Annotated in this window: 18 protein-coding genes; 9 read left to right on the plus strand and 9 right to left on the minus strand. The window is 62.1% G+C overall.

Translation table 11 applies throughout. The features are described 5' to 3' along the window. Nucleotides 1-4: 4 nt before the first annotated feature. The 3 genes from pdxA to LVY65_RS02905 all read right to left on the minus strand — a co-directional run bounded on the left by pdxA (nucleotide 5) and on the right by LVY65_RS02905 (nucleotide 4,627). Nucleotides 5-1,009 (minus strand): 4-hydroxythreonine-4-phosphate dehydrogenase PdxA, encoded by a 1,005-nt coding sequence (gene pdxA / locus LVY65_RS02895; RefSeq protein ID WP_235066503.1) that lies wholly within the window; start codon nucleotides 1,007-1,009, stop codon nucleotides 5-7. A gap of 11 nt (nucleotides 1,010-1,020) precedes the next feature. Next, nucleotides 1,021-2,364: a peptidylprolyl isomerase gene (locus LVY65_RS02900; RefSeq protein WP_235066504.1), complete on the minus strand. Its 1,344-nt coding sequence runs from the start codon at nucleotides 2,362-2,364 to the stop codon at nucleotides 1,021-1,023. 73 nt (nucleotides 2,365-2,437) lie between these two features. Further along, a complete protein-coding gene (locus LVY65_RS02905) occupies nucleotides 2,438-4,627 on the minus strand; it encodes an LPS-assembly protein LptD (protein ID WP_235066505.1) in 2,190 nt (729 codons plus the stop codon). A 178-nt stretch (nucleotides 4,628-4,805) separates the two neighbouring features. Between LVY65_RS02905 and LVY65_RS02910 the strand changes: the two genes are divergently transcribed. From LVY65_RS02910 to ndk, 3 genes are all read left to right on the plus strand, one after another. Further along, nucleotides 4,806-6,272 (plus strand): leucyl aminopeptidase, encoded by a 1,467-nt coding sequence (locus LVY65_RS02910; RefSeq protein WP_235066506.1) that lies wholly within the window; start codon nucleotides 4,806-4,808, stop codon nucleotides 6,270-6,272. A 14-nt stretch (nucleotides 6,273-6,286) separates the two neighbouring features. After that, nucleotides 6,287-6,724 carry a DNA polymerase III subunit chi gene (locus tag LVY65_RS02915; protein ID WP_235066507.1) on the plus strand — a complete coding sequence of 146 codons (438 nt, stop codon included), beginning with the start codon at nucleotides 6,287-6,289 and terminating at the stop codon, nucleotides 6,722-6,724. A gap of 72 nt (nucleotides 6,725-6,796) precedes the next feature. Further along, the gene (gene ndk, locus LVY65_RS02920) at nucleotides 6,797-7,219 is read left to right on the plus strand and encodes a nucleoside-diphosphate kinase (RefSeq protein ID WP_235066508.1); all 423 of its coding nucleotides are present in this window, start codon (nucleotides 6,797-6,799) and stop codon (nucleotides 7,217-7,219) included. Between the two features lie 61 nt (nucleotides 7,220-7,280). Here ndk and cls read toward each other — a convergent pair whose 3' ends face one another. Genes cls through purM form a run of 3 tightly spaced genes read right to left on the minus strand, consistent with a single transcriptional unit; the run spans nucleotide 7,281 to nucleotide 10,824 of the window. Further along, the gene (cls, locus tag LVY65_RS02925) at nucleotides 7,281-8,723 is read right to left on the minus strand and encodes a cardiolipin synthase (RefSeq protein ID WP_235066509.1); all 1,443 of its coding nucleotides are present in this window, start codon (nucleotides 8,721-8,723) and stop codon (nucleotides 7,281-7,283) included. A gap of 54 nt (nucleotides 8,724-8,777) precedes the next feature. Then, nucleotides 8,778-9,740, minus strand: a complete 963-nt coding sequence (gene purN, locus LVY65_RS02930) for a phosphoribosylglycinamide formyltransferase (protein WP_235066510.1) — start codon at nucleotides 9,738-9,740, stop codon at nucleotides 8,778-8,780. After that, entirely contained in the window at nucleotides 9,733-10,824 is a 1,092-nt protein-coding gene (purM, locus tag LVY65_RS02935; RefSeq protein WP_235066511.1) for a phosphoribosylformylglycinamidine cyclo-ligase, read from the minus strand. The genes purN and purM overlap by 8 nt, the downstream gene beginning before the upstream one ends. A gap of 62 nt (nucleotides 10,825-10,886) precedes the next feature. On the opposite strand from purM, the gene LVY65_RS02940 reads away from it, so the two are divergent. The 4 genes from LVY65_RS02940 to LVY65_RS02955 are packed head-to-tail and all read left to right on the plus strand — an operon-like array spanning nucleotide 10,887 to nucleotide 16,336. Then, complete coding sequence (locus LVY65_RS02940) at nucleotides 10,887-12,119, plus strand: heavy-metal-associated domain-containing protein (protein WP_235066512.1); 1,233 nt, start codon at nucleotides 10,887-10,889, stop codon at nucleotides 12,117-12,119. Further along, on the plus strand, nucleotides 12,116-12,745 hold the full coding sequence (locus LVY65_RS02945; protein WP_235066513.1) for a P-loop NTPase family protein: 630 nt from the start codon (nucleotides 12,116-12,118) through the stop codon (nucleotides 12,743-12,745). The genes LVY65_RS02940 and LVY65_RS02945 overlap by 4 nt, the downstream gene beginning before the upstream one ends. Beyond that, on the plus strand, nucleotides 12,742-14,871 hold the full coding sequence (locus LVY65_RS02950) for an RNA degradosome polyphosphate kinase (RefSeq protein ID WP_235066514.1): 2,130 nt from the start codon (nucleotides 12,742-12,744) through the stop codon (nucleotides 14,869-14,871). The genes LVY65_RS02945 and LVY65_RS02950 overlap by 4 nt, the downstream gene beginning before the upstream one ends. Nucleotide 14,872: 1 nt before the next feature. After that, nucleotides 14,873-16,336 carry a Ppx/GppA family phosphatase gene (locus LVY65_RS02955; RefSeq protein ID WP_235066515.1) on the plus strand — a complete coding sequence of 488 codons (1,464 nt, stop codon included), beginning with the start codon at nucleotides 14,873-14,875 and terminating at the stop codon, nucleotides 16,334-16,336. On the opposite strand, the gene LVY65_RS02960 is transcribed toward LVY65_RS02955, so the two are convergent. Both LVY65_RS02960 and rnd read right to left on the minus strand, forming a co-directional pair. After that, on the minus strand, nucleotides 16,333-16,623 hold the full coding sequence (locus LVY65_RS02960; RefSeq protein WP_235066516.1) for an I78 family peptidase inhibitor: 291 nt from the start codon (nucleotides 16,621-16,623) through the stop codon (nucleotides 16,333-16,335). The genes LVY65_RS02955 and LVY65_RS02960 overlap by 4 nt on opposite strands. A gap of 34 nt (nucleotides 16,624-16,657) precedes the next feature. Then, nucleotides 16,658-17,851 (minus strand): ribonuclease D, encoded by a 1,194-nt coding sequence (gene rnd / locus LVY65_RS02965; RefSeq protein ID WP_235066517.1) that lies wholly within the window; start codon nucleotides 17,849-17,851, stop codon nucleotides 16,658-16,660. 116 nt (nucleotides 17,852-17,967) lie between these two features. Between rnd and aspS the strand changes: the two genes are divergently transcribed. Beyond that, a complete protein-coding gene (aspS, locus tag LVY65_RS02970; RefSeq protein ID WP_235066518.1) occupies nucleotides 17,968-19,758 on the plus strand; it encodes an aspartate--tRNA ligase in 1,791 nt (596 codons plus the stop codon). Between the two features lie 97 nt (nucleotides 19,759-19,855). After that, the gene (locus LVY65_RS02975) at nucleotides 19,856-20,638 is read left to right on the plus strand and encodes a polyphosphate kinase 2 family protein (protein ID WP_235066519.1); all 783 of its coding nucleotides are present in this window, start codon (nucleotides 19,856-19,858) and stop codon (nucleotides 20,636-20,638) included. Here LVY65_RS02975 and greB read toward each other — a convergent pair. Then, nucleotides 20,635-21,120, minus strand: a complete 486-nt coding sequence (gene greB, locus LVY65_RS02980) for a transcription elongation factor GreB (protein WP_235066520.1) — start codon at nucleotides 21,118-21,120, stop codon at nucleotides 20,635-20,637. The two genes, LVY65_RS02975 and greB, sit on opposite strands and share 4 nt — an antisense overlap.

Below are 21,120 nucleotides of genomic sequence, written 5' to 3' on the forward strand. Positions count from 1 at the left end.
AAAGCTAGGCCGCAACGGCTGCGCGGTGGACCACGCTTTGTGCGGCAACGCGGATGGCCGCGGCCATCGCCCGGGGATCGGCCCGGTCCTGACCGGCGATATCGAATGCCGTGCCGTGATCGGGCGCCGTGCGGATGATCGGCAGGCCGAGGGTGATGTTGACGCCGTCTTCGAAATGCAGCGCCTTCAGCGGGATCAAGGCCTGATCATGATACATGCACAGCGCGCAATCATAGTTTGCGCGCGCCGCGGCATGGAACATGGTGTCGGCGGGATGCGGTCCCGTCACCCGCCATCCTTCGGCGCGCAACGCCTCGATAGCGGGTATGATGAGGTCGATTTCCTCCCGCCCCAGCGTTCCCCCCTCTCCGGCATGCGGATTGATGCCGGCAACCGCCAGCTTCGGGTCGGAAATGCCGAAGTTGCGCTGGAGACCGCGCAATGCAGCCCGACCCCGGGCTTCGATCAGGCTTGGCGTCAGCGTTTCGACAACCGCGCCGAGCGGGATGTGGGTAGTCACCGGCACCGTGCGCAGGGTCGGCCCGGCAAGCATCATCGCAACATTGGCGGGCGACACGCCGCAGCGTTCGGCGACGAATTCGGTTTGGCCCGGGTGGCTGAATCCGATGCCGTAAAGCTGTTGCTTGGAAACCGGGCCCGTCACCACCGCAGCGGCCGATCCCGATCGGGCCAATCCGACTGCAAGCTCCAGCGCATCGAGCGAACAATGAGCCCCGGCAACGCTCGGGTGCCCAGGCAGGTCGGCTTCGACCGAGGCGATGGGAAGAATGGGCAGGCCGACATCGAATGCGCTGTCGGCTTCGCGCGGATCGTCGATCGTTGCGATGGGGCCGTCCCAGACAGCCGCCAGGCTGCGCGGATCGCCGATGGCGACGAAAGGAGGCAGGTCGAAGCGCGCGCGGTGGTCCCAGCACTTGCCGACGACCTCTGGGCCGACTCCCGCGGGATCGCCAAGCGAAACCGCCAGGGGTCGATAGATAGTTGCCATAGGCCCCCGCCTTAGCGGTAGTCGATCACCGCGTCACGTCGCAGGTCGCGCAGATATCGGCGCGAGCGAGTGTTGATGCGTTCCTCGTTGAGCTGGGCATAGACTTGATCGAAACTTGGCACGCTGGGATCAACCTCATCACGACCGCACAAAACGAGGATTCGGACACCGTCTTCGATCGATCCGAATGGACGCGTGGCCTGGCCGACCTGCATTTGCAGAATCATGTCCTGCAGCGCCGGTGGAAGGTCGCGAACCTTGACCTGGTCGGATTCGACCACTTCGCCGTTCATTTCTGCAGCAAGCTTGTCCGCGCCACCGCAGCCCCCGATATTCAGGGCGCCCTGGGAGAAGCGAGCGATTTGAGGCTCAGCGGCCTGGCGGGTCGTTCCCTTGGGGAAAAGCACCGTTACCTGCTTCAGGCTGAGGACCGCGTTGCGCGGATCCGCCGTAAGGACCTTGCGGGTATCCTGAACGGCGACGATCGAATAGCCGCCGGGGACCTTGATGGGTTGCGAAATCATGCCCGGGCGCATCTGCTCAACTACGCTGGCCAGCTCCGCCGGGAGCAGTTCGGGCCGCATCCAGCCGAGGTCGCCGCCAACCGCCTGTGACGAGGACTGCGAATATTGGCGTGCATAGCCCACGAACGAGCCGCCCTGCTGCAGCGCGCTATAGATCTGCTGGGCCTGAGCCTGCGCCTCCGCGTCGTTGGCGCTGTTGGCCGCGATGAAAATCTCGCCAACCCGGAATTCTTCGGCGCCCTTTGAAGCGTTCAACTTGTCGATGACCGCCTGGACTTCCTCGTCGCCGACACTGATGCCGCTTTCGATCTTCTTCGACTGAAGTCGACGCCAGGCGATTTCACCCATGATCTGTCGGCGGATCGAGCGAATCGACGAGCCGCGAGCCTTCAAATATTCGGCCATCTGTTCCGGGGTCTGCTTTACGTTCCCGGCGACGCGTTCGACCGTCTTGTCGACATCCGCATCGCTAATCACAATTTCTTCGGCCTTCGCCGCCTGAATCTGGAGCGTTTCGTCGATCAGGTTACTGAGGACCTGTTGGCGCAGCCGATCGACCTGGTCAGCGGGAATGGGCGAATTGTTGGCGATGGCGAGAAGGGCCAGGCGCTGATCGATGTCGGTCTGGGTGATGACTTCGCCGTTGACGATGGCTGTCGCCTTGATCACCGACGGTAGCGGCGATCCGAACACCTGAGGATTATCCGGCAGGTTGAGCGTGCTGACGGAGCTGGGAGAATCCTGCTGTGCGAGTCCGGCCGTCGCGATGGCGAGGCCGAGAGCGAGCGGGAAAGCCCGCGTCAATCGCGCAGTATGCTTGATCTGATTCACTACCACCCTCAAAATTCCCTTTGTCGCCAACGCTGTAAGGAGTCGCCTTTACGCAGGCGGGCTGAACCGCAGCTTAGCGGCCTATGCCTTTCAGCGCGAAATTAATAGAAAATGTGCTGCCTGCCTTAAACTGTCCGACGCGTTCATAGTCGCGCTTCCACGCCACGCCAAGTTCAAGGCATTCGTCCTCATATATGATCCCTAGACGGTGCCGCACCTGCTGAAAACCGTCGGCCAAATTCAACGGGTCTTCGGCCTGCCCGGTCAGGTCAAACACGGTCGATCCGAACACGGACAAATAGCGCATGACTTGCCAGCGGCCGGCCAGGCGAACCTCTTCCTTGTCCCGCAAATCTTCCACGGTCGGGGAAATATCGCGGTTGAGCCTTAGGTAGGCGGCCTGCACATAAGTGAGATCGGTGCCGACGGTGAGGTCGACCTCGCTGCGGCGAAGCGCCAGATTGTCCTTGTCGAGGCGGAATCGGTGAGTGATGTCGACAAGGCTGCCAAAGCGAACGCGGGTCCGTCCGACGATGTCCGAGAATCGATCGGTGAGCCCGGTTCCATCGGGGAAGAGGCTGGGCTCCCGGGTGAGGCGGTAGCTTTGGCCAATGTCCGCCTGGAGGGACCATTTGGGGCGGTCGAATGCCCAACTCACTCCATAGGTTATCCTCGACCCGTCTTCCCACCGGTCATAACCCGCGAACCGGCTAAGCGCGAACAGGTTGGTGTCCTCAAGGTCGATCGAGCGCGAATCCTCGTTGGGGATATCCATGTTGTCGGTCTGCGGCGTCACGACGAGCTGGATCCTGGGTGTCACCCGATGAGTGCCGCCCCAAAGCGGACCGACCAGTGGCCAGCGCAAATCAGCGGCAAGCGCTCCAATGCCGCGGAACTGCCAGCCATCGCGTCCCCGATAGATGTCGACCGGCGTCTTCAGGGATTCGTCGGTGTGATAGGCGTCCGCGCGAGCCAGGGCGGTGAAGGTAATTTCCTGGCCCATTGGCGTCAGGCGGCGGAGGTCCCACCGGGCACTGGCGAACGCGCGCTGGGTGTCCTGGCCATCCAGCCGGAGAATTGCCAGGCTGTTGGCCTGCACCTCCACCTGTCCGCCAAGAACGTCCTCGAACCTGAAGCGGGCATCGATGGCTGGAAGCGCGAACGGGATCCGATCCTGCTTGTCGGTGCTGCGCAGGCCCTGGAACGCCCAGCCTTCGATAGAGACATAGCTGTCGAGGGATATCCGTTCCGCGTTGATAAAGCTCCGCAACCGGTCATCGCGGGTGATGTCATATTGTCGGGTGATGGTCTTGTCTGTCGCGGCGCGAAGCGAACTGCTTACGGTCCAATATGGATCGAGCTGAAAGCGGCCGTTGGCTTCGAAATAGCCGCGAATGCCCTTGCGGCTCTCCGGATTGATGTCAACGGCATCTGAATCCGGGACCCGTCCGTAAGTGACAAAGCCACCTACCTGGTAGGCGCCGATCGAGGTGAGATGACGCCAGCGAGCTTCCAGCGCGGGGGCTGCACCGGTGTACAAATGTGGAGTGACGGTCAGGTCGCGATTGCGGTCGAAGCGCCAATAATAGGGAAGGTTGAATTCCAGCCCATTGTTGCTGTTGATCCGGATTCCGGGGACCAGCACTCCGTCATATCCGCCTGTCTGCGTGCCACCGCCAATTGCGAAGATGGGCAGCAGCGGCAGCGTCACTCCGAGTATCGTCAGCCGGCCGCCGACAAAGTGGATCCGGCCGGTGGTACGATCCTGAACGATTCGGGCGGCTGAGATTTTCCAGCTTGGGTTCTTGGGGCAGCCGCTGTCGGTCGTTACCGGACAGGGAGTATAGACCGAATTGACCAGCTCGGTCTGGGTTTCGCTGCGAGTTCCCCGAACTGCTGCAATCCGCCCGCCGCTTTCCAGCACCAGCAGCAAGTTTTCAACGGTTCCGTCACGCAATGTGTCGGTCAGATCGATATGGTCGCCGATCAGCTTATCGCCTTCGGGATTGACGACGACGATATTTCCTTCGGCGATGACGCGCCCGGTCTTTCGGTCCCAAGTAACCCGATCGGCGGCGAGATAATTGCCGTCGCGCTCCATTCGAACTTGGCCTTGAGCACTGACGACATCAGCGTTGGTGTCGTAGGTGACCTCGTCAGCGCTGAACTCGATCTGGGATTCGACTTCCGATTGGGTTGAAACCGGGGCTTGCTGGGCCCACGCCGCGCTCGGCAGTGCCAGGAACAGTGGCAGGGCGGTCAAACACAGGCCAATCGATCGCACTGCAACAAGTCCCGCCCGCTCCAAACTGATGGAAACCAGCCTATTGCACCTTGTGCCAAAGGCGGCAATCCGCCTTCGGCCTAAGCGCCCCTTTGCCATGGCGCGGCGCACAGCCTAAGGAGCGCGCTACTTCGCCCGATTGCACTTGAGGAAATCCATGCAGATCCGTTTTGCCGATGCCCGCCCGACCGGTGATTTCGCCCTGGTACTCCCTTCCGCAGGATCCGTTCGGCCTGGGCTCGATAGCCTTGGTACGGCCAAGGCTGCGGTTGAAGCAGCGATCAAGCGCAACCGGTTCGATGGCGATTCAGGTTCGGTCGTGGAAGCTTTCCTGGATGAAGGCGGACGGCGGCTGCTGGTGATTGGCACCGGCTCCGACGCGAAACCGGCTGATGCGGCGGAAAAGTTGGGCGGGACGGCGGTCGCACGGCTTCTGATTTCTGGCGAAACCGATGCGGTGATCGATCTAAGCGGCCTCGGCTATGATGCCGACGCGGCGGCCAAAGTCGCGTTGGCCGCGGCCCTGCGCAGCTGGCGTTACGACCATTATCGCACGCGGCTTAAGGACAAGCAGAAGCCCACTTTGATCAGCGTGACAATCGTCGGTGGGGGCGCCGAGGCGGAACAGCGCTACGCCAGTCGCTATGCGGGGTTGGTGGACGGCGTGTCGCTGACGCGCGAACTGGTCACCGAACCGGCAAACATCATCTATCCGGACACGTTCGTTGATCGGGTCCTTGAAAGCGTGAAAGGTGTCGGCCTCGAGTTTGAGGTCCTGGACCGCGCGGCGATGGCCAAGCTGGGGATGGGCGCTTTGCTCGGAGTCGCGCAGGGTTCGGTCCGCGAACCCAAGATGCTGATCCTCAAGTGGAATGGCGGCAAGCCGGGCGACACGCCAGTGGTGTTCGTCGGCAAGGGAGTGACCTTTGATACCGGCGGCATTTCGATCAAGCCGGCCCAGAACATGGAAGCAATGAAGTGGGACATGGGCGGTGCCGGCGCGGTAGCGGGAGCGATGAAAGCGCTCGCATCTCGCAAGGCAAAGGCCAATGTCGTCGGTATTTGCGGCCTGGTCGAGAATATGCCGGACGGCAATGCGCAGCGGCCCGGAGACGTCGTCACTACGATGTCGGGCCAGACGGTCGAGGTCATTAACACCGACGCGGAAGGCCGCCTGGTGCTGTGCGACGCGATGACCTGGGCGCAAAAGAACATTCGGCCCAAGGTGATGATCGACCTGGCGACGCTGACCGGGGCAATGGTTATCACGTTCGGCCATGAATATGCCGGCGTCTTTTCGAACGACGAGAAGCTGGCGGGGGATCTCATCAAGGCGGCTGGCACGAGCGGCGACAAGCTGTGGCGACAGCCGCTGGCCGAGGCATACGACCGGCTGATCGACTCCCAGATTGCGGACATGAAGAATGTCGGCCCGCGCGAAGCAGGGTCGATCACCGCAGCACAATTCCTCAAGCGCTATGTCGACGATGGTGTTGCCTGGGCTCACCTCGACATCGCCGGTGTGGCCTGGTCGGACAAGGCATCGGCAACCTATGACAAGGGTGCCACAGGCTATGGGGTGCGGCTGCTCGACCAGTATATCGCCGATACCGTCGAAGCCTGACCGAGGGCGCCGGCGTGCGGGTGGATTTTTACCAGCTCGGCGCGGCGCCACCCGACGAAGTCGTCGCCAGCATTTCCGGAAAACTGCTCGAGGCCGGGCAACGGCTACTGGTCGTTGCCGGCGACGAAGGCACGCTCGCCAGGCTCGATCGCCAATTGTGGGACCAGGGCGCGGCCAGCTTCCTTCCGCACGGACTGGCTGGTGGAGCGGACGACGCGGCCCAGCCAATATTGTTGTCGACCGGAACCGATGCGCCGAACCTGGCGCGCAATATTCTCATCGCCGACGGCGAATGGCGAGAGGCTGCGCTGGGATATGACCGCTCATTCTACTTGTTCGATGCGGACACGCTGGAAGGAGCGCGGTTGGCGTGGAAATTACTCGCGGGCCGGGAAGGCGTCGAGCGCAACTATTGGGCGCTTGAGGATGGCAAGTGGGTCAAGAAGGCCTGAGCCTTGCCCTTCTCCCACGCTCCGGCTAGTGGCGCGGCCAATCCCAACCCCTGACAATCTGGAGCCCTTGCAATGGCGGTTAACCGCACCTTTTCGATCATCAAGCCCGATGCCACCCGCCGCAACTTGACCGGCGCGGTCACCAAGATGCTGGAAGATGCGGGCCTGCGCGTCGTCGCTTCGAAGCGCATCCACATGACCCGTGACCAGGCTGAGGGCTTCTATGCCGTCCACAAGGAACGGCCCTTCTACAATGACCTGTGCACCTTCATGACGTCGGGTCCAGTGGTTGTGCAGGTGCTCGAGGGCGAGGATGCAGTGAAGCTCAACCGCGACGTGATGGGCGCAACCAACCCGGCCGACGCCGCGGAAGGCACCATCCGCAAGAGCTATGCCGAGTCGATCGAGGCCAATTCGGTCCACGGATCGGACAGCGATGAAAATGCGGCGATCGAGATCGCATTCTTCTTCAAGCCGGAAGAAATCGTCGGCTGAAGCCTTCCTAGGTTCGCAAGGTGAGGGCCGTCCGGGCAATCCGGGCGGCCTTTTCCATGCGTCAGAGGATCGGGCTAAGCATGGCCATTCCGTTCTGCCAGAGCCGCGCGGCAAGGCTAAAGTCGGCGATTACTTCCGCGGTGACCAAATCCGACTGGGCGATGAACTCGTCCTGGCGAGCACGAATAACCTCTGCGAATGCCGGGTCGGCGAACAGGATATTGTTTTCGAAATTGAGTTCGAAGCTTCGCCTGTCGAGATTTGCTGAACCGATCAGCCCGACGCTTCGATCGACGACCATCGTCTTGGCGTGGAGCAATCCGCAGCGATACTCCAGGACCTTCACCCCGGCATCGATCAAGTCTCCATAATAGCTGCGGCAGGTGGCCGCGACGATCCTGCTGTCGTTGCGCTTGGGCAAGGCAAGTGTGGTGTCGACCCCGCGCCGGGCCGCGGAGGTCAGCGCATACAGGACCTGTTCGTCGGGGACGAAATAAGGGGTCGTGATGACGAGCTCCCGTCGAGCGGAGTGAATGAGTTCGGCAAAGCAGGACGGCATCGCGTCGAAATCGATGGTCGGCCCGGTGCCCAGCACCTGTGCTACGATCGTTCCCGAATCAGGCGCTTCTGCCGGCCACGGCTCCGAAAGGAGGCCGCTGATGTCGCAGCCGCCTTCGCCCATCCAGTCGGAGACGAACAGGAACTGGCAGTGTCGGGCGGCCGGGCCCACCCATCGCGTCATGATGTCGACCCACGGCGCGTAATGAGGTTTTACCCGGAATTCCGGATCGGCGACATTCTGGCTTCCACACCAGGCGATCCGATTGTCGACGATCAACAGCTTGCGGTGATTGCGCAGGTCGACCCTGCCGCGGATCCAGGTCCAGAGCGGATTGCCGACCGGGAGGGCAACGCGGACATCGACGCCGGCGTTTGCAAGTTCTTGCCAATGCACCGACCTGATGAACTGACGCGATCCCAGCGCATCGGCCAGCGCGCGAACGGCGACGCCGCGACCTGCGGCGCGGATGCAAGCGTCCTTGATCTTGCAGCCGTTCCCGTCGCCTAGCCAGATATAGGTGCAGAGATGGACGCTGCTCGAGGCGGCGTCGATGTCTTCGACCATGGCATCGATGGCCGCATTGCTGTCGGCGGCAAGCAGCGCGCTATTTCGGCCGGTCGGGCCAAGCCCGTTGATTGAATGGGCAAGGGCAAATGGCGAGACATATGCGCCGTTTGCGAGCGCCTTGACGCTAGCGGCGTCGGCGGCCGGCCGCGGAAGGCTGGCGTCGATCTCCCGGCCTTTCTGGCGGCGGGAGTAGCTGATGCGGGCTTCGCCGAGGAGCAAATAGGCGATCAACCCGATTATCGGCACGACGAGGATCACGATCACCCATGCCAGCCGCGACGCCGGCTCTCGATTCGGCCGAAGGATCGCGCGCATCAGCACCGCGATCTCGGCAATGAGAATCAGCCCGGTAACGATCGCTTGAAACGGCTGCATGCTCGGGTTTGGCGCAATTCCCCGGTCAGCGTCCAGTCATCGTCGTCCCGTCGATCAAAACTCGTTGGCGATCCGTATCATTTTGGTCAAACGCGCCGGCGCCATCGCTTGCCAGCTGCGCTGAAGCCAATTCATGACATGATCCCAATCGACCCGTGGCCGGTCGAGTCTGATCCCGATCCAATCGGACGGTCCATAATAGGCCGGGCGGAAGTAAAGGTCGGGCTCGGCCTCGATCAGCTGCGCCATTTCATCCTGGCCGCTGCATTTCACCAGCACCCCGACCGATTCCTCGCCATGGTGCCGATTCCACATGATCGCGAAGAATTTGCTGCTGCTTTGGCTACCGACTTTCCAGCCGGGCGATCCATGGCTGGTCTGGTACCGTGATTCGGGAAGGGTAAGGGCGAGTTCGCCGACCTTATTCGAGATCCAGTCGAAATCGCGGGTGCGGCCTAGATATTGGCCAAGGATCCGAGGATAAAGCTGGTGCTCGGCGACCAAGACCCGTTCGGCCAGCGTATCCGGCGTGTCTCCAGGAAGCACCGCGACCTGGACCTGGCCAAGTGTTTCTCCGGAATCCAGTTCAGCGGTGACAAGGTGAACCGTCGCGCCCGTGATCCGTTCGCCTGCGTCAAGACAGGCCTGGTGGGGCTTCAAACCCTTGTGCCTTGGCAGGAGTGAAGGGTGGATATTGACGATCCGGCCCTCCCACCGGGCGAGAAAATCGTCGGGAATGATGCGCATGAAGCCGGCCAGCGCAACCAGGTCGACGCCGGCCGCTTCAAGGGCGGACTGCAAGCCAGCGAAGAACTGCGTCTTGTCTTTTGCGCTTGGCAGGCGGGCAATCGGAACGCCTTCGGCTTCCGCCAAAACCAGCCCGGGTGCGTCGGGCTTGTCGCTTGCAACGACCGCAACCTCATAGGGGCAATCGTCGGCGCGGGCTGCGTAGATCAGCGCAGCCATGTTCGAGCCGCGGCCAGAGATGAGTACCGCGACCCGGCTGCGTTCATCCATGGTGAATTGCCGACCAGTCTTCGCGCGCGCTCCAAGTGCCGGCATCGCCCCTGACGGTGCATCCCATTTCACCGGATTCGATCTGGCCGATTCGGTGGACCTGCTCCCCGGCGGCTTCAAGGCTTGCTGTCACGTCGGAGGCGTCTTCGGCGCGGACAATGGCGATCATTCCGATCCCGCAGTTGAAAGTGCGCGCCAATTCGGCCGGCTCGATCGCGCCACCGGCCTGAAGGAAGGCGAACAGGCGGGGAAGGGGCCAATTGTCGGCATTCACGACGGCATGGGCGCCTTCAGGCAGGACGCGAGGAATATTCTCCAGCAACCCGCCACCGGTAATATGTGCCAGCGCACTGATCTTCCCTTCGCGGACCAGGGGAAGCAAGCTCTTCACATAGATGCGGGTCGGTTCGAGCAGGATATCGCCGAGCAGCCGATCCTGATCGAACAGGGCGGGTCGATCGAGCTTCCAGCCGTTGACCTCGATTAGTCGCCGGACCAGCGAGTAGCCGTTCGAATGGACGCCTGAACTAGCCAGGCCAAGGATCACATTGCCGGGCGCGACCCGATTGCCAGTTAGTGCCTTTGCGCGGTCGACTGCCCCGACGCAGAAGCCGGCAAGGTCATAGTCGCCCGGCGCATACATGCCGGGCATTTCCGCAGTCTCTCCGCCGATTAGGGCGCAGCCGGCCTGGCGGCATCCTTCGGCGATCGAGGCGACCACCGACGCTGCAACCTCATTGTCGAGCTTTGCGGTCGCATAATAGTCGAGGAAGAACAGGGGTTCGGCGCCCTGAACAATCAGGTCGTTGGCGCACATTGCGACGAGGTCGATCCCAACGCCGTCATGCTTGCCGGTGTCGATCGCCAGCTTGAGCTTGGTTCCGACGCCGTCATTGGCCGCCACCAGCAGCGGGTCGTCATATCCCGCCGCCTTGAGGTCGAAGAATCCGCCGAATCCGCCGAGCTCGGCATTGGCGCCGGGCCGAGCGGTGGATTTGGCCAATGGCGCGATGGTTTTCACAAGCGCGTTGCCAGCGGCAATCGAGACGCCCGCGTCGGCGTAGGTAAGCGGCTTTTCCGTCATGGAAATGCCGCCTAGCCATATCATGCTTGGATTTCCACGCCATTGTCGCCAAAAGCCCCCTGATGCTGTTCCGCCGGTCCGCCGCCATCATTGCCGCTGCCTTCCTCGTGCTCGCCGGACTGGGCGGCGCCGTCATTGCCCAGATGGAGAGCGGGGAGCGCGGAATCCTGCCGATCGACAGTTCGGGCACGCTGGAGATCACCGGCATCCAGGTCGATGTCGGCGGCAAGGATGCCGATAGCGCGCGATACGCCGGCTGGCGGATTGCCCAGCGCGAGGGTTTCAAGGCGCTATGGGCCAAGACGAACAAGCGCCCGGCAAGCGAAGCTCCCAACCTATCCGATTCCACCCTGGACGGGCTGGTGAGTTCAATCGTCGTCGAGCGCGAGCAGATCGGTCCCAATCGCTATATCGCAACCCTCGGATTGTTGTTCGACCGGGCGCGTGCTGGCGAACTACTTGGCTTCGCCGGCCAGATAAGGCGGTCGGCGCCAATGCTGCTGATCCCGGTCCTTGTTTCGGGGGGAACCGCAACCAGCGTCGAACTGCGTAATCCGTGGCAGCGAGCATGGGCCCAGTTCCGGACCTCGCAAAGTCCGATCGATTATGTCCGCGTTAGCGGGCTTGGGGTTGATCCGCTGCTTGTCAACGCAGCCCAGACGCGCCGGCCCGGGCGGGGTTGGTGGCGGAATATCCTCGACCTCTATGGCGCCGCCAACATCCTGGTCGCCGAGGTGCGTCTCGACCGCCTTTATCCGGGCGGGCCGAGCAAGGCGCTGTTCGTTGGAAGATTCGGACCCGACGGAGAGACCATCGGCAGCTTCGAGCTGACCGCCAAGGATGGCAATGACCTTCCGCGCATGATGAGCGAGGGCGTTCAGCGGATGGATGACCTTTTTGCCCAGGCGCTGGCGGCAGGGATCGTCCGCGGCGATCCCGACCTCATCATCCAGCTGCCCCCGCCGCCCGTTGAAGAGGAAGAGGAAGCGCCGACAGCGCCTGTCATCCAGCCGACGGTCGTGCAGGTGCTCGTCACCGAGCGTGGAGATGCGGGCGCAGTGGCGCAGAGCGTCGCTCAAATACGGGGCCTTGCCGGCGTCATCTGGGTCACCCAGGCTGCATTGCCGAATGGAGGCGCCAATCTCTCGGTCAATTTCCGCGGCGACGCGTCGGCTCTCGGATCGCTACTGACTTCGCGCGGATGGGCGGTCACCAATCGGGGCGGGGTCCTCTATGTCACTCGCGGAGCTGCGCCAGGCATCGCGCCAGTTCCGCCGCCAGGCCAGTCGCAATGAAGACGCCCGCGGATCAGATCGCGCTACCGCTCGACTGGCCGCAAGCGCAGGACGACAGCCGGTTTATCCTGTCTGAAGCCAATCGCGCGGCGTTCGACCATTTTCGCAACTGGAGCCTGTGGCCCGTAAAGGCGACGATGCTGACGGGGCCGCGCCGCTCGGGTCGTTCACTACTGGCCCGGGCATTCGTTGCGCGAGTTCGAGGGCGCTTGTTCGAATCGGCCGAGCAACATGACGAGACAGAACTGTTCCATGCCTGGAACGCGGCCCAGGATAGCGGTCTTCCGATTGTCATGGTTGTCGACGAAGTACCCCCGGCATGGGAAGTGGCCTTGCCTGACCTTCGAACGCGGCTGGCGATCACCCCGGTGGCGCGCATAGAGCAGCCTGACGATGCGCTGTTTCGCTCCCTGATTCGCCTGCTGTTCGCCGACCGCGGATTGCACATGCCCGATGAAGGCCTCAAATTTATCGGTGAGCGGGTCGAGCGAAGCTATTTGATGGCCGAGCGGGTCGTTGAAGCCATCGATAGATTTGCAATTGCCGAGCGCGCCCGACTTACCCTTCCGACGATTCGCCGTGCGCTTGGCGAAGGCGGCATCATCGATACCCGAGGTGCGGCATGACCGTGCAGGGAGAGGCGATCAGGGCCGCTCCGGCCAGGCTGTTCAACCGTGAGTTGAGCTGGCTAGCCTTCAACCGGCGTGTCTTGGAAGAAGCCACCAATACGGCGCACCCGCTGCTTGAGCGCCTGCGCTTCCTTTCGATTTCGGGAATCAACCTGGATGAGTTCTTCATGGTCCGGGTCGCGGGCCTTATGGGTCACCAGCTGCAGGGAATTGAGGATTTAAGCGCAGACGGAATGACCGCAACGCAGCAGCTCGACGCCATCTCGGAGCAAGCTGACTCGCTTGTGGTTGCCCAACAGACGGAGTGGATCCTGCTTCGAGAAGCCCTGGCCGACGAAGGGTTGCAGGTCATCGGCGAAGATGAGCTGACGGCGACCGAACGCGAATGGCTCGCCGATCATTTTCGCGAACAGATATTGCCCGTTCTGACGCCCCAGGCAATCGACCCCTCTCACCCGTTCCCGTTCATCCCGAATGGCGGCTTCAGCCTGGTGTTCGACCTAAAGCGAGGGAAGAAGGCCGAAACTGTCGTAGAGCTGCTGATGATTCCGCCGACGCTGCCGCGTTTCCTGAAACTTCCCGGCGCGAAGGTTCGATTCATCTCGATCGAAAATACGATCCGCGCCCATTTCGACCAGCTTTTCCCGGGCTTCGACAAGATCCACGCAGGTGCATTCCGGCTCATCCGCGACAGCGACATCGAGGTTCAGGAAGAAGCGGAGGATCTGGTCCGCTACTTCCGCAGCGCCATCAAGCGCCGCCGCCGCGGGCGGGTCATCCGGCTCGAATTCGCAGCCGACACTCCGTCCGACCTCGAGAAGATGGTCCGAGATGGCCTAAACGCCGATACCGCACTGGTCGTCGAAAGCGCGGGATTTATCGGCATTGCCGACCTGGGCCAATTGGTCGACGTCGATCGGCCCGATTTGAAATTCCCGCCCTACACGCCCCGCTTTCCCGAGCGAATCCTGGAGCATGACGGCGACTGTTTCGCCGCCATCAAGGCCAAGGATTTCATCGTTCACCACCCCTATGAGAGCTTTGAGGTGGTGGTTGCATTTCTTCGGCAGGCTGCCGAGGATCCGGACGTGGTCGCGATCAAGCAGACGCTTTATCGCGCGGGAAAGCAATCGGCGATTATCGATGCGCTGGTAGCGGCGGCCGAGGCCGGCAAATCGGTCACTGCCGTCGTCGAGCTGAAAGCCAGGTTCGACGAGGAGCAGAACTTGCTCTGGGCAAGCCGTCTCGAACGTGCCGGGGTGCAGGTCATCTACGGTTTCGTCGAATGGAAAACCCACGCCAAAGTGTCGATGGTCATCCGTCGCGAAGGCGGTGTGATGCGAACCTACTGCCATTTCGGGACCGGCAATTATCACCCGACCACCGCCAAAATTTATACAGACCTCAGCTATTTCACCTCATCGCGCCGCGCGGCGAGGGATGCCGCCAAGCTGTTCAACCTCACCACGGGATATGTGCAGCCCAAAGGTCTTGAGCTGCTGACGCTCAGCCCGGTCGGCATGCGCGAGAAGATATTGGCCCTAATCGATGCGGAGATCGCCAACGCGAAAGACGGGCAGCCGTCGGCAATCTGGGCCAAGATGAACAGCCTGGTCGATAACGCCGTTATCGAAAAGCTATATCAGGCCAGTGAGGCGGGCGTTTCAATCGAGCTTGTCATACGCGGTGTTTGCTGCCTGAGGCCGGGCGTGCCTGGGTTATCCTCGAATATCCGAGTTAAATCGATTGTCGGCAGATTCCTTGAACATAGCCGCATCTTCGTTTTCGCCAACGGCGCGCGGCTGCCGAGCCGCAAGGCGCGCGTGTACATAAGCTCCGCCGACTGGATGCCGCGCAACTTCGACCGGCGGGTTGAATGCATGTTGCCGATCGAGAATCCGACGGTTCATGCCCAGGTCCTGGACCAGGTCATGATCGCCAATCTTATCGATAATGAGCAGAGCTGGGTCCTCAACTCCGACGGGAGCTACACTCGTCTCAAGCCGGGCAAACGCCATTTCAACCTCCACCGTTATTTCATGACCAATCCATCGCTTTCCGGTCGCGGCCAGGCACTGGCCGGCAAGGCGGTGCCAAAGCTGCGCCTGACGCAGCGCGGCTGACATGGCGGCCAAGCAATTCGGTCCGATCGGGATCATCGATATCGGATCGAACAGCGTTCGCTTCGTGGCCTATGGCGGAATTGCCCGCGTTCCGTCGGTTCTCTTCAATGAGAAAGTGATGGCCGCGCTGGGCCGCGGCCTGGCGCGCGATGGAATGCTGGACGAGCAGGCGATGGAGCTGACCCTCCGGTCGCTGGCGAGATTTCGTCAGCTGGGGAGGGAGATGGGGCTCAAGAAGCTTCACACAGTGGCAACGGCCGCAGTGCGCGATGCCAGCAATGGGCCGGCATTCCTCAAACGCATTGCGGCGCTCGGCCTCAAGCCGCGGCTGCTGCCTGGACAAGAGGAAGCGGAATTGTCGGGGCTGGGGGTCATCTCCGCGATTCCGCAGGCCCGAGGAGTTGTCGCGGATCTTGGCGGCGGCAGCCTGGAGCTGATCGGTGTCGCGCGCGGAGCGGCGGGGGAGGGGGTGTCACTTCCGCTGGGCTCGCTTCGGGTCGGCAGCGCCCCTGACAAGGCCGTGATCGTCGGCGCGCTCAAGGCCGGACTTAAGCAAAGCCGGCTGCGCAGTGCCGCCCGGGACCAAGGACTCTACCTGGTCGGCGGATCGTTCCGCGCCCTCGCGCTGCTCGACATGAAGACGTCCGGGCACCCGCTCCCGATCGTCCACAATCATCGGATCGCGGCAGGGCGGTTGTCCGACCTTCGAGCCATACTGGGTACCTTGGCAATCGAAGAACTGGGGATGCTGACGGGAATTTCCAGCTCCCGCATCCCGACGCTTCCGGCGGCCGCAACAATATTAGAGGCGATGATCGAGACGCTTGGCCCGAAGCGAATCGTGGTTTCGGCGTTCGGCCTTCGTGAAGGCCTGCTCTACCGTGACCTCACGGAAGATGTGCGACATCAGGATCCGCTGCTCGCCGCGGCCGTGGAGGTTGGGGAGCAGCTCGGCAGGTTTGGTGACCATGGCGCCGCAATCGATCAGTGGATGGATCCGATCTTTCCCGACGAAAGCGCCGAAATGCAGCGTTTGCGCCTGGCCGCCTGCCTTTTGGGCGACATCGCTTGGAATGCTCATCCCGACTTTCGTGCCGAGCGCGCTGTCGACATGGCGATCCATGGCAATTGGGTCGGCATAGACGCCCATGGCCGAGCGGTATTGGGTCGGGGCCTGAGCGCTGCTTTCGGCGGAGACAGCGGGTTCGATCCTCGCTTGGCGGCGCTGTTGAAGCCTGGAGAATCCGACCGGGTACTCTCCTGGGGACGCGCGCTGCGCCTTGCCCAGCGCCTATCGGGAGGGACCGAGGCATTGCTAAGAAGGACGGAGATTGCGCTCGAGCCCGGCAGGGTGGTCCTGATGATCCCGGCCAAATATCGCGAACTATATGCGGGTGCGGTTGAGCGGCGGCTCCAGCAACTTGCCAAGTCGCTTGGCCGGATTGGTGAACCGCGCTTTACCTAGCCGCAGCTTGCACGCTCGACGCGATTTGCCTCGTCGAGGGCGACGGTGACCCGGTCGGCGCGAAAATCCATCGTTACCGCGCCCCCCTTGGGCACCCAGCGTATGACCCGGCTACCGGATGCGGCCAGAATGCGGGCACCCAGTTCCTGGCTAGCCGGCTGCCCTAAGAAGCTATCCAGCTTTTCCTGGCGGCAAGCAGCCATCGGCATTCCGTCGACAGGCTTGGATTCGGCGATCGTACAGGCTGCCAGCGGGATCATGGCGAGGGCGATAATCGGACGGTGCATGCTATGCTCCTTCAGGTTGCGCGGCAATATGACCCTAGGCAGCCTGATCGGTTGCTGAATCGCCTGAGATTCGGCTCAATTTAAGTTTTCCGTTCGCGGTGGCGAATGCGAGGCGCCCTTCCACGAGGTCGAGCGCATCGCGGCCGAACTCTTGGTACCGCCAGCCATCCAGTATGTTGAGATTGTCGCGAACCCCGGCGGCAAGGGACTCAAGCTCGTCGGAACGGGCAATCAGCTTGGCCGCCACGCCGGCCTCCTTGGCGCGGATCTTGAGCAGCAGCTTCAACAAATCGCTGACCAAGGCTGCATCCTTGGTAAGTCCGGGCCGGCGCGGCTCGCGGGCCGGCAGTTCTTCGGGATCCATCGGCTTTGCCGTGGCCAGCGCCGCCATCAGCCGTGCGCCGATGTCGTTGGTCCTCCAGCCCGAAGAAAGGCCGCGAACCTTGCCGAGGTCGTCCTGGGTCTTGGGAGGATGGCTGGCGAGTTCGTTCAGCGTATCGTCCTTGACGATCCGGCCGCGTGGAAGGTTCTTCGATCGGGCTTCGCCCTCGCGCCACCCCGCAAGTGCCCTCAACCGGCCCAGGATGGCCGGATTGCGGCTGGGAAGCTTCAATCGTTTCCAGGCATCTTCCAGCTCAAAGGCAAAGCTCGACGGATCGGCCAGCCGGTCCATTTCCTCGTCAAGCCAGTCGCCGCGGCCCGTCTTGACCAGCTTTTTGACCAGCATTGGAAAGATTTCGGCCAGATGCGTGACATCGGCGATGGCGTAATCGATCTGGCGCTTGTCGAGCGGCCGCCGCGACCAGTCGGTAAAGCGCGCGCCCTTGTCGAGCGTATGGCCGAGCACGCTTTCGACCAGGTTCGAATAACCAATCTGCTCGCCGTAGCCCAAGGCCATTGCCGCGATCTGGGTATCGAACAGCGGATTGGGCACCTTGCCGGTCAGGTTGTGAATGATCTCTAGGTCCTGCCCGCCGGCATGAAATACCTTTAGCGTGTCATGATTGTCGACCAACAGGTCGAGCAGCGGCGCCAGGTCGATGCCGTCCGCCTTGGGGTCGATTGCCGCCGCTTCGCCGTTGCCGGCAATCTGCACCAGGCATAGGTCGGGCCAGTAGCTGTTCTCGCGCATGAATTCGGTGTCGACCGCGACAAAGTCGTCGGTGGAAATGCGGGAGACTAGGGCGGCTAGTTCGTCGGTAGTGGTGATCAGCGGGTGAATTTTCATCTGGGGCGGCCCATAGCGACCTCTACGCGCCTTGACAAAGGGATGGACGAAAGGCGAAGCGGCGGCGCGAAATTTCGCACCTGCGAACTGCCCCTATCCTCAGCGAGCCCATTTTCATGCACGCCTATCGTACCCATACATGCGCCGACCTTCGTGCCAGCGATGTCGGATCAACCGCCCGCCTGTCGGGCTGGATCCATCGCAAGCGCGATCATGGCGGCGTATTGTTCGTCGACCTGCGCGATCATCATGGCCTCACTCAGATTGTCGCCGCAGCCGGAAGCGAAGCACTGAAAATCCTCGACGGCCTTAGGGTCGAATCGGTGGTGACCATCACCGGCGAGGTTGTCGAACGCGAAGGTGGGGCGGTGAACCCCAAGCTGGCCACCGGTGAAATCGAAGTGGTTGCCAAGGAAGTCGCCGTGCAGTCGTCGGCGGCCGAGCTGCCGATGCCGGTCGCGGGCGAGGCCGATTACCCCGAGGAGATTCGCCTCAAATACCGCTACCTCGACCTTCGCCGCGACCGGCTGCATCAGAACATCATGCTCCGATCGAAGGTGATCGCGTCGATCCGCCGCCGGATGATCGACCAGGGTTTCACCGAGTTCCAGACGCCGATCCTGACCGCGTCGAGCCCAGAGGGCGCGCGCGACTATCTGGTGCCGAGCCGTGTGCATCCCGGCAAATTCTACGCGCTCCCGCAGGCACCGCAGATGTTCAAGCAGCTGCTGATGGTCGCCGGATTCGATCGTTATTTCCAGATCGCCCCCTGCTTCCGGGACGAGGACGCGCGCGCCGATCGCTCTCCGGGGGAATTCTACCAGCTCGATTTCGAAATGAGCTTCGTCACGCAAGACGATGTGTTTGCGGCGATCGAACCGGTCCTTTCGGGCGTGTTCGACGAGTTCGCGGGCGGAAAATATGTGACTCCCGCGGGCGAATATCCGCGCATCCCCTACAAGGAAGCATTGCTGAAGTACGGCAGTGACAAGCCCGACCTGCGCAATCCGCTGATCGTCCACGATGTCGGCCCGCACTTTGCTGGCTCTGGTTTCGGTCTGTTCTCCGGAATCGTCGAGAAGGGTGGCGTGGTTCGAGCCGTGGCGGCGCCGGGAACGGCTGAAAAGAGCCGAAAATTTTTCGACGATATGAACGACTGGGCGCGCGGCGAAGGCTTTGCCGGACTTGGCTATGCCACCCGCAAGGGCGGTGAATGGGGCGGGCCGATCGCCAAGAACCATGGCACCGAAGGCATGGACAAGATCGCCGCGGTCATGGGCCTCGGCCCGGATGACGGAATTTTCTTCGCTGCCGGCAATGAGGCCGAGGCCGCCAAGCTCGCTGGCCTGGCCCGAACCCGGGTCGCGGAGCAACTTGACCTGATCGAGAAGGACGCTTTCCGCTTCTGCTGGATCGTCGACTTCCCAATGTTCGAGTACAACGAAGAGCAGAAGAAGATCGACTTCAGCCACAATCCTTTCTCGATGCCTCAGGGCGGGATGGAAGCGCTGGAAGGCAAGGATCCGCTCGACATCCTCGCCTGGCAATATGACATCGTTTGCAATGGGGTGGAGCTGAGCTCTGGCGCGATCCGCAACCATCGCCCCGACATCATGTACAAGGCGTTCGACATCGCCGGCTATAGCAGCGAAGAGGTCGACACGAACTTCCCGGGCATGATCGGCGCGTTCAAATATGGCGCGCCGCCGCACGGTGGGTCGGCGCCAGGCATCGACCGCATCGTGATGTTGCTGGCCGATGAGCCGAACATTCGCGAGGTCATCGTCTTCCCGATGAACCAGAAGGCGGAAGACCTGATGATGAACGCGCCTGCGTCGGTGATGGCTAAGCAGTTGCAGGAACTGCATATTCGCATCGTCGCGCCGGAGGCTCCGAAGGCCTCCTAACGGTTCATGGCAAACTTGCCACGGCAAGGCGCTCTCATTGTAGGACAGTCGACGCAGGGCAATTGCGGGCGATAATCCTTTCGGTTAGGCCTCGCTTGTGCCGATCGATTTAACAAAATTTGAACGGGGAGCTCCGTTCAACGGAGACCCGGCTGAAGCGCTTGTGGCGCTTCAGGACCGCCTTGCGCGCCTTCAGCTTTCCCAGATCGTCCATCGCCGTCGGGCTATCATCCTGTTTGAAGGCTGGACCGGTTCGAACAAGAAATCAGCATTGAAGCAGCTGGTCGGGTCGCTGGATCCGACCCATGTTCGAGTGATCAATGTCGGGGGTGCTGACGAGGCCGACGACGATCGTCACTGGCTGGCGCCGTTCTGGAGCCGGATCCCAGCCGCTGGCGATACGACTATCTTCTATCGCAGCTGGTACCGCCGCATCATCGAGGAGCGGGTGTCGGGCAAACTCGATGACAAGCGCTGGGCACGGTCTTGTGACGAGATCAACGAGTTCGAGGCGCAGCAGAAGGACCATGGAACGCTGGTCGCAAAGCTGTTTTTTCATGTTTCGGCCGAGCAGCAGGCCGCAAATCTAAGGGAGCGCCAGGAGGATCCGTGGCTTCGCCATATCCTGTCCCAGGACGCCGTGGCAGGACTTGGCCAGCGCGACCGCACGATGGATGTGGTGCATGACCTCTTTGCCCACACCAATACGCGCTGGGCCCCCTGGAGCGTCGTCGACGCCAATGACAGGGTGGGGGGCTGCATTACCGCGCTGGCGACGATTTGCGACCTGATGGAAAAGGCGATGCCAGCCGAACCGCCGGCTAGCGGAGAGACGGTCGTTCAGTTTCGCTCCAAGACAGGCGAGCCCAACCGCGCTTAACCCGGATAGCGGATCGACAGGATTTCGTAGCTTTTCTCACCCGCGGGAAGGCGAACCAGGCGCTCGTCGCCGACCCTCGCTCCAATCAGCGCGCGGGCAATCGGGGCGGCCCAGCTGATCTGACCGTTGGAAGCGTCGGCCTCGTCCTCGCCAACCAGCGTGATGATGCGCCGCTCGTCTTGCTCGTCAGCCAGCTCGATGGTTGCTCCAAATCGCACGGTGTCGAGCTGCCCCTGCTTGGCGGGATCGACCACCTTGGCCAGTTTCATCACCTTGGCGAGAAAGGACAGCCGCCGGTCGATCTCGCGCAGGCGCTTTTTGCCGTAGAGATAGTCGGCATTCTCCGACCGGTCGCCGAGCGACGCCGCCCATGACACAGTCTCGACGATTTTCGGCCGCTCGACGGAGAACAGCTCTTCATATTCGGCGCGGAGCCGAGCGAAACCCTGCGGCGTGATGAACCGCGGCGGACGGTCTGACAT

It is taken from the genome of Sphingomonas cremea (assembly GCF_021502585.1).
GTDB classification, from domain to species: domain Bacteria; phylum Pseudomonadota; class Alphaproteobacteria; order Sphingomonadales; family Sphingomonadaceae; genus Sphingomicrobium; species Sphingomicrobium cremea.

What these genes read in the sequence shown, in the direction of transcription:
- cls (WP_235066509.1), bottom strand. Translation starts at nt 8,723, where the DNA reads ATGCAGCCGTTTCAAGCGATCGTTACCGGGCTGATTCTCATTGCCGAG.
- LVY65_RS02910 (WP_235066506.1), top strand. Translation starts at nt 4,806, where the DNA reads ATGCAGATCCGTTTTGCCGATGCCCGCCCGACCGGTGATTTCGCCCTG.
- LVY65_RS02955 (WP_235066515.1), top strand. Translation starts at nt 14,873, where the DNA reads ATGGCGGCCAAGCAATTCGGTCCGATCGGGATCATCGATATCGGATCG.
- rnd (WP_235066517.1), bottom strand. Translation starts at nt 17,851, where the DNA reads ATGAAAATTCACCCGCTGATCACCACTACCGACGAACTAGCCGCCCTA.
- pdxA (WP_235066503.1), bottom strand. Translation starts at nt 1,009, where the DNA reads ATGGCAACTATCTATCGACCCCTGGCGGTTTCGCTTGGCGATCCCGCG.
- LVY65_RS02945 (WP_235066513.1), top strand. Translation starts at nt 12,116, where the DNA reads ATGAAGACGCCCGCGGATCAGATCGCGCTACCGCTCGACTGGCCGCAA.
- LVY65_RS02960 (WP_235066516.1), bottom strand. Translation starts at nt 16,623, where the DNA reads ATGCACCGTCCGATTATCGCCCTCGCCATGATCCCGCTGGCAGCCTGT.
- greB (WP_235066520.1), bottom strand. Translation starts at nt 21,120, where the DNA reads ATGTCAGACCGTCCGCCGCGGTTCATCACGCCGCAGGGTTTCGCTCGG.
- LVY65_RS02950 (WP_235066514.1), top strand. Translation starts at nt 12,742, where the DNA reads ATGACCGTGCAGGGAGAGGCGATCAGGGCCGCTCCGGCCAGGCTGTTC.
- purM (WP_235066511.1), bottom strand. Translation starts at nt 10,824, where the DNA reads ATGACGGAAAAGCCGCTTACCTACGCCGACGCGGGCGTCTCGATTGCC.
- purN (WP_235066510.1), bottom strand. Translation starts at nt 9,740, where the DNA reads ATGGATGAACGCAGCCGGGTCGCGGTACTCATCTCTGGCCGCGGCTCG.
- LVY65_RS02940 (WP_235066512.1), top strand. Translation starts at nt 10,887, where the DNA reads ATGCTGTTCCGCCGGTCCGCCGCCATCATTGCCGCTGCCTTCCTCGTG.
- aspS (WP_235066518.1), top strand. Translation starts at nt 17,968, where the DNA reads ATGCACGCCTATCGTACCCATACATGCGCCGACCTTCGTGCCAGCGAT.
- ndk (WP_235066508.1), top strand. Translation starts at nt 6,797, where the DNA reads ATGGCGGTTAACCGCACCTTTTCGATCATCAAGCCCGATGCCACCCGC.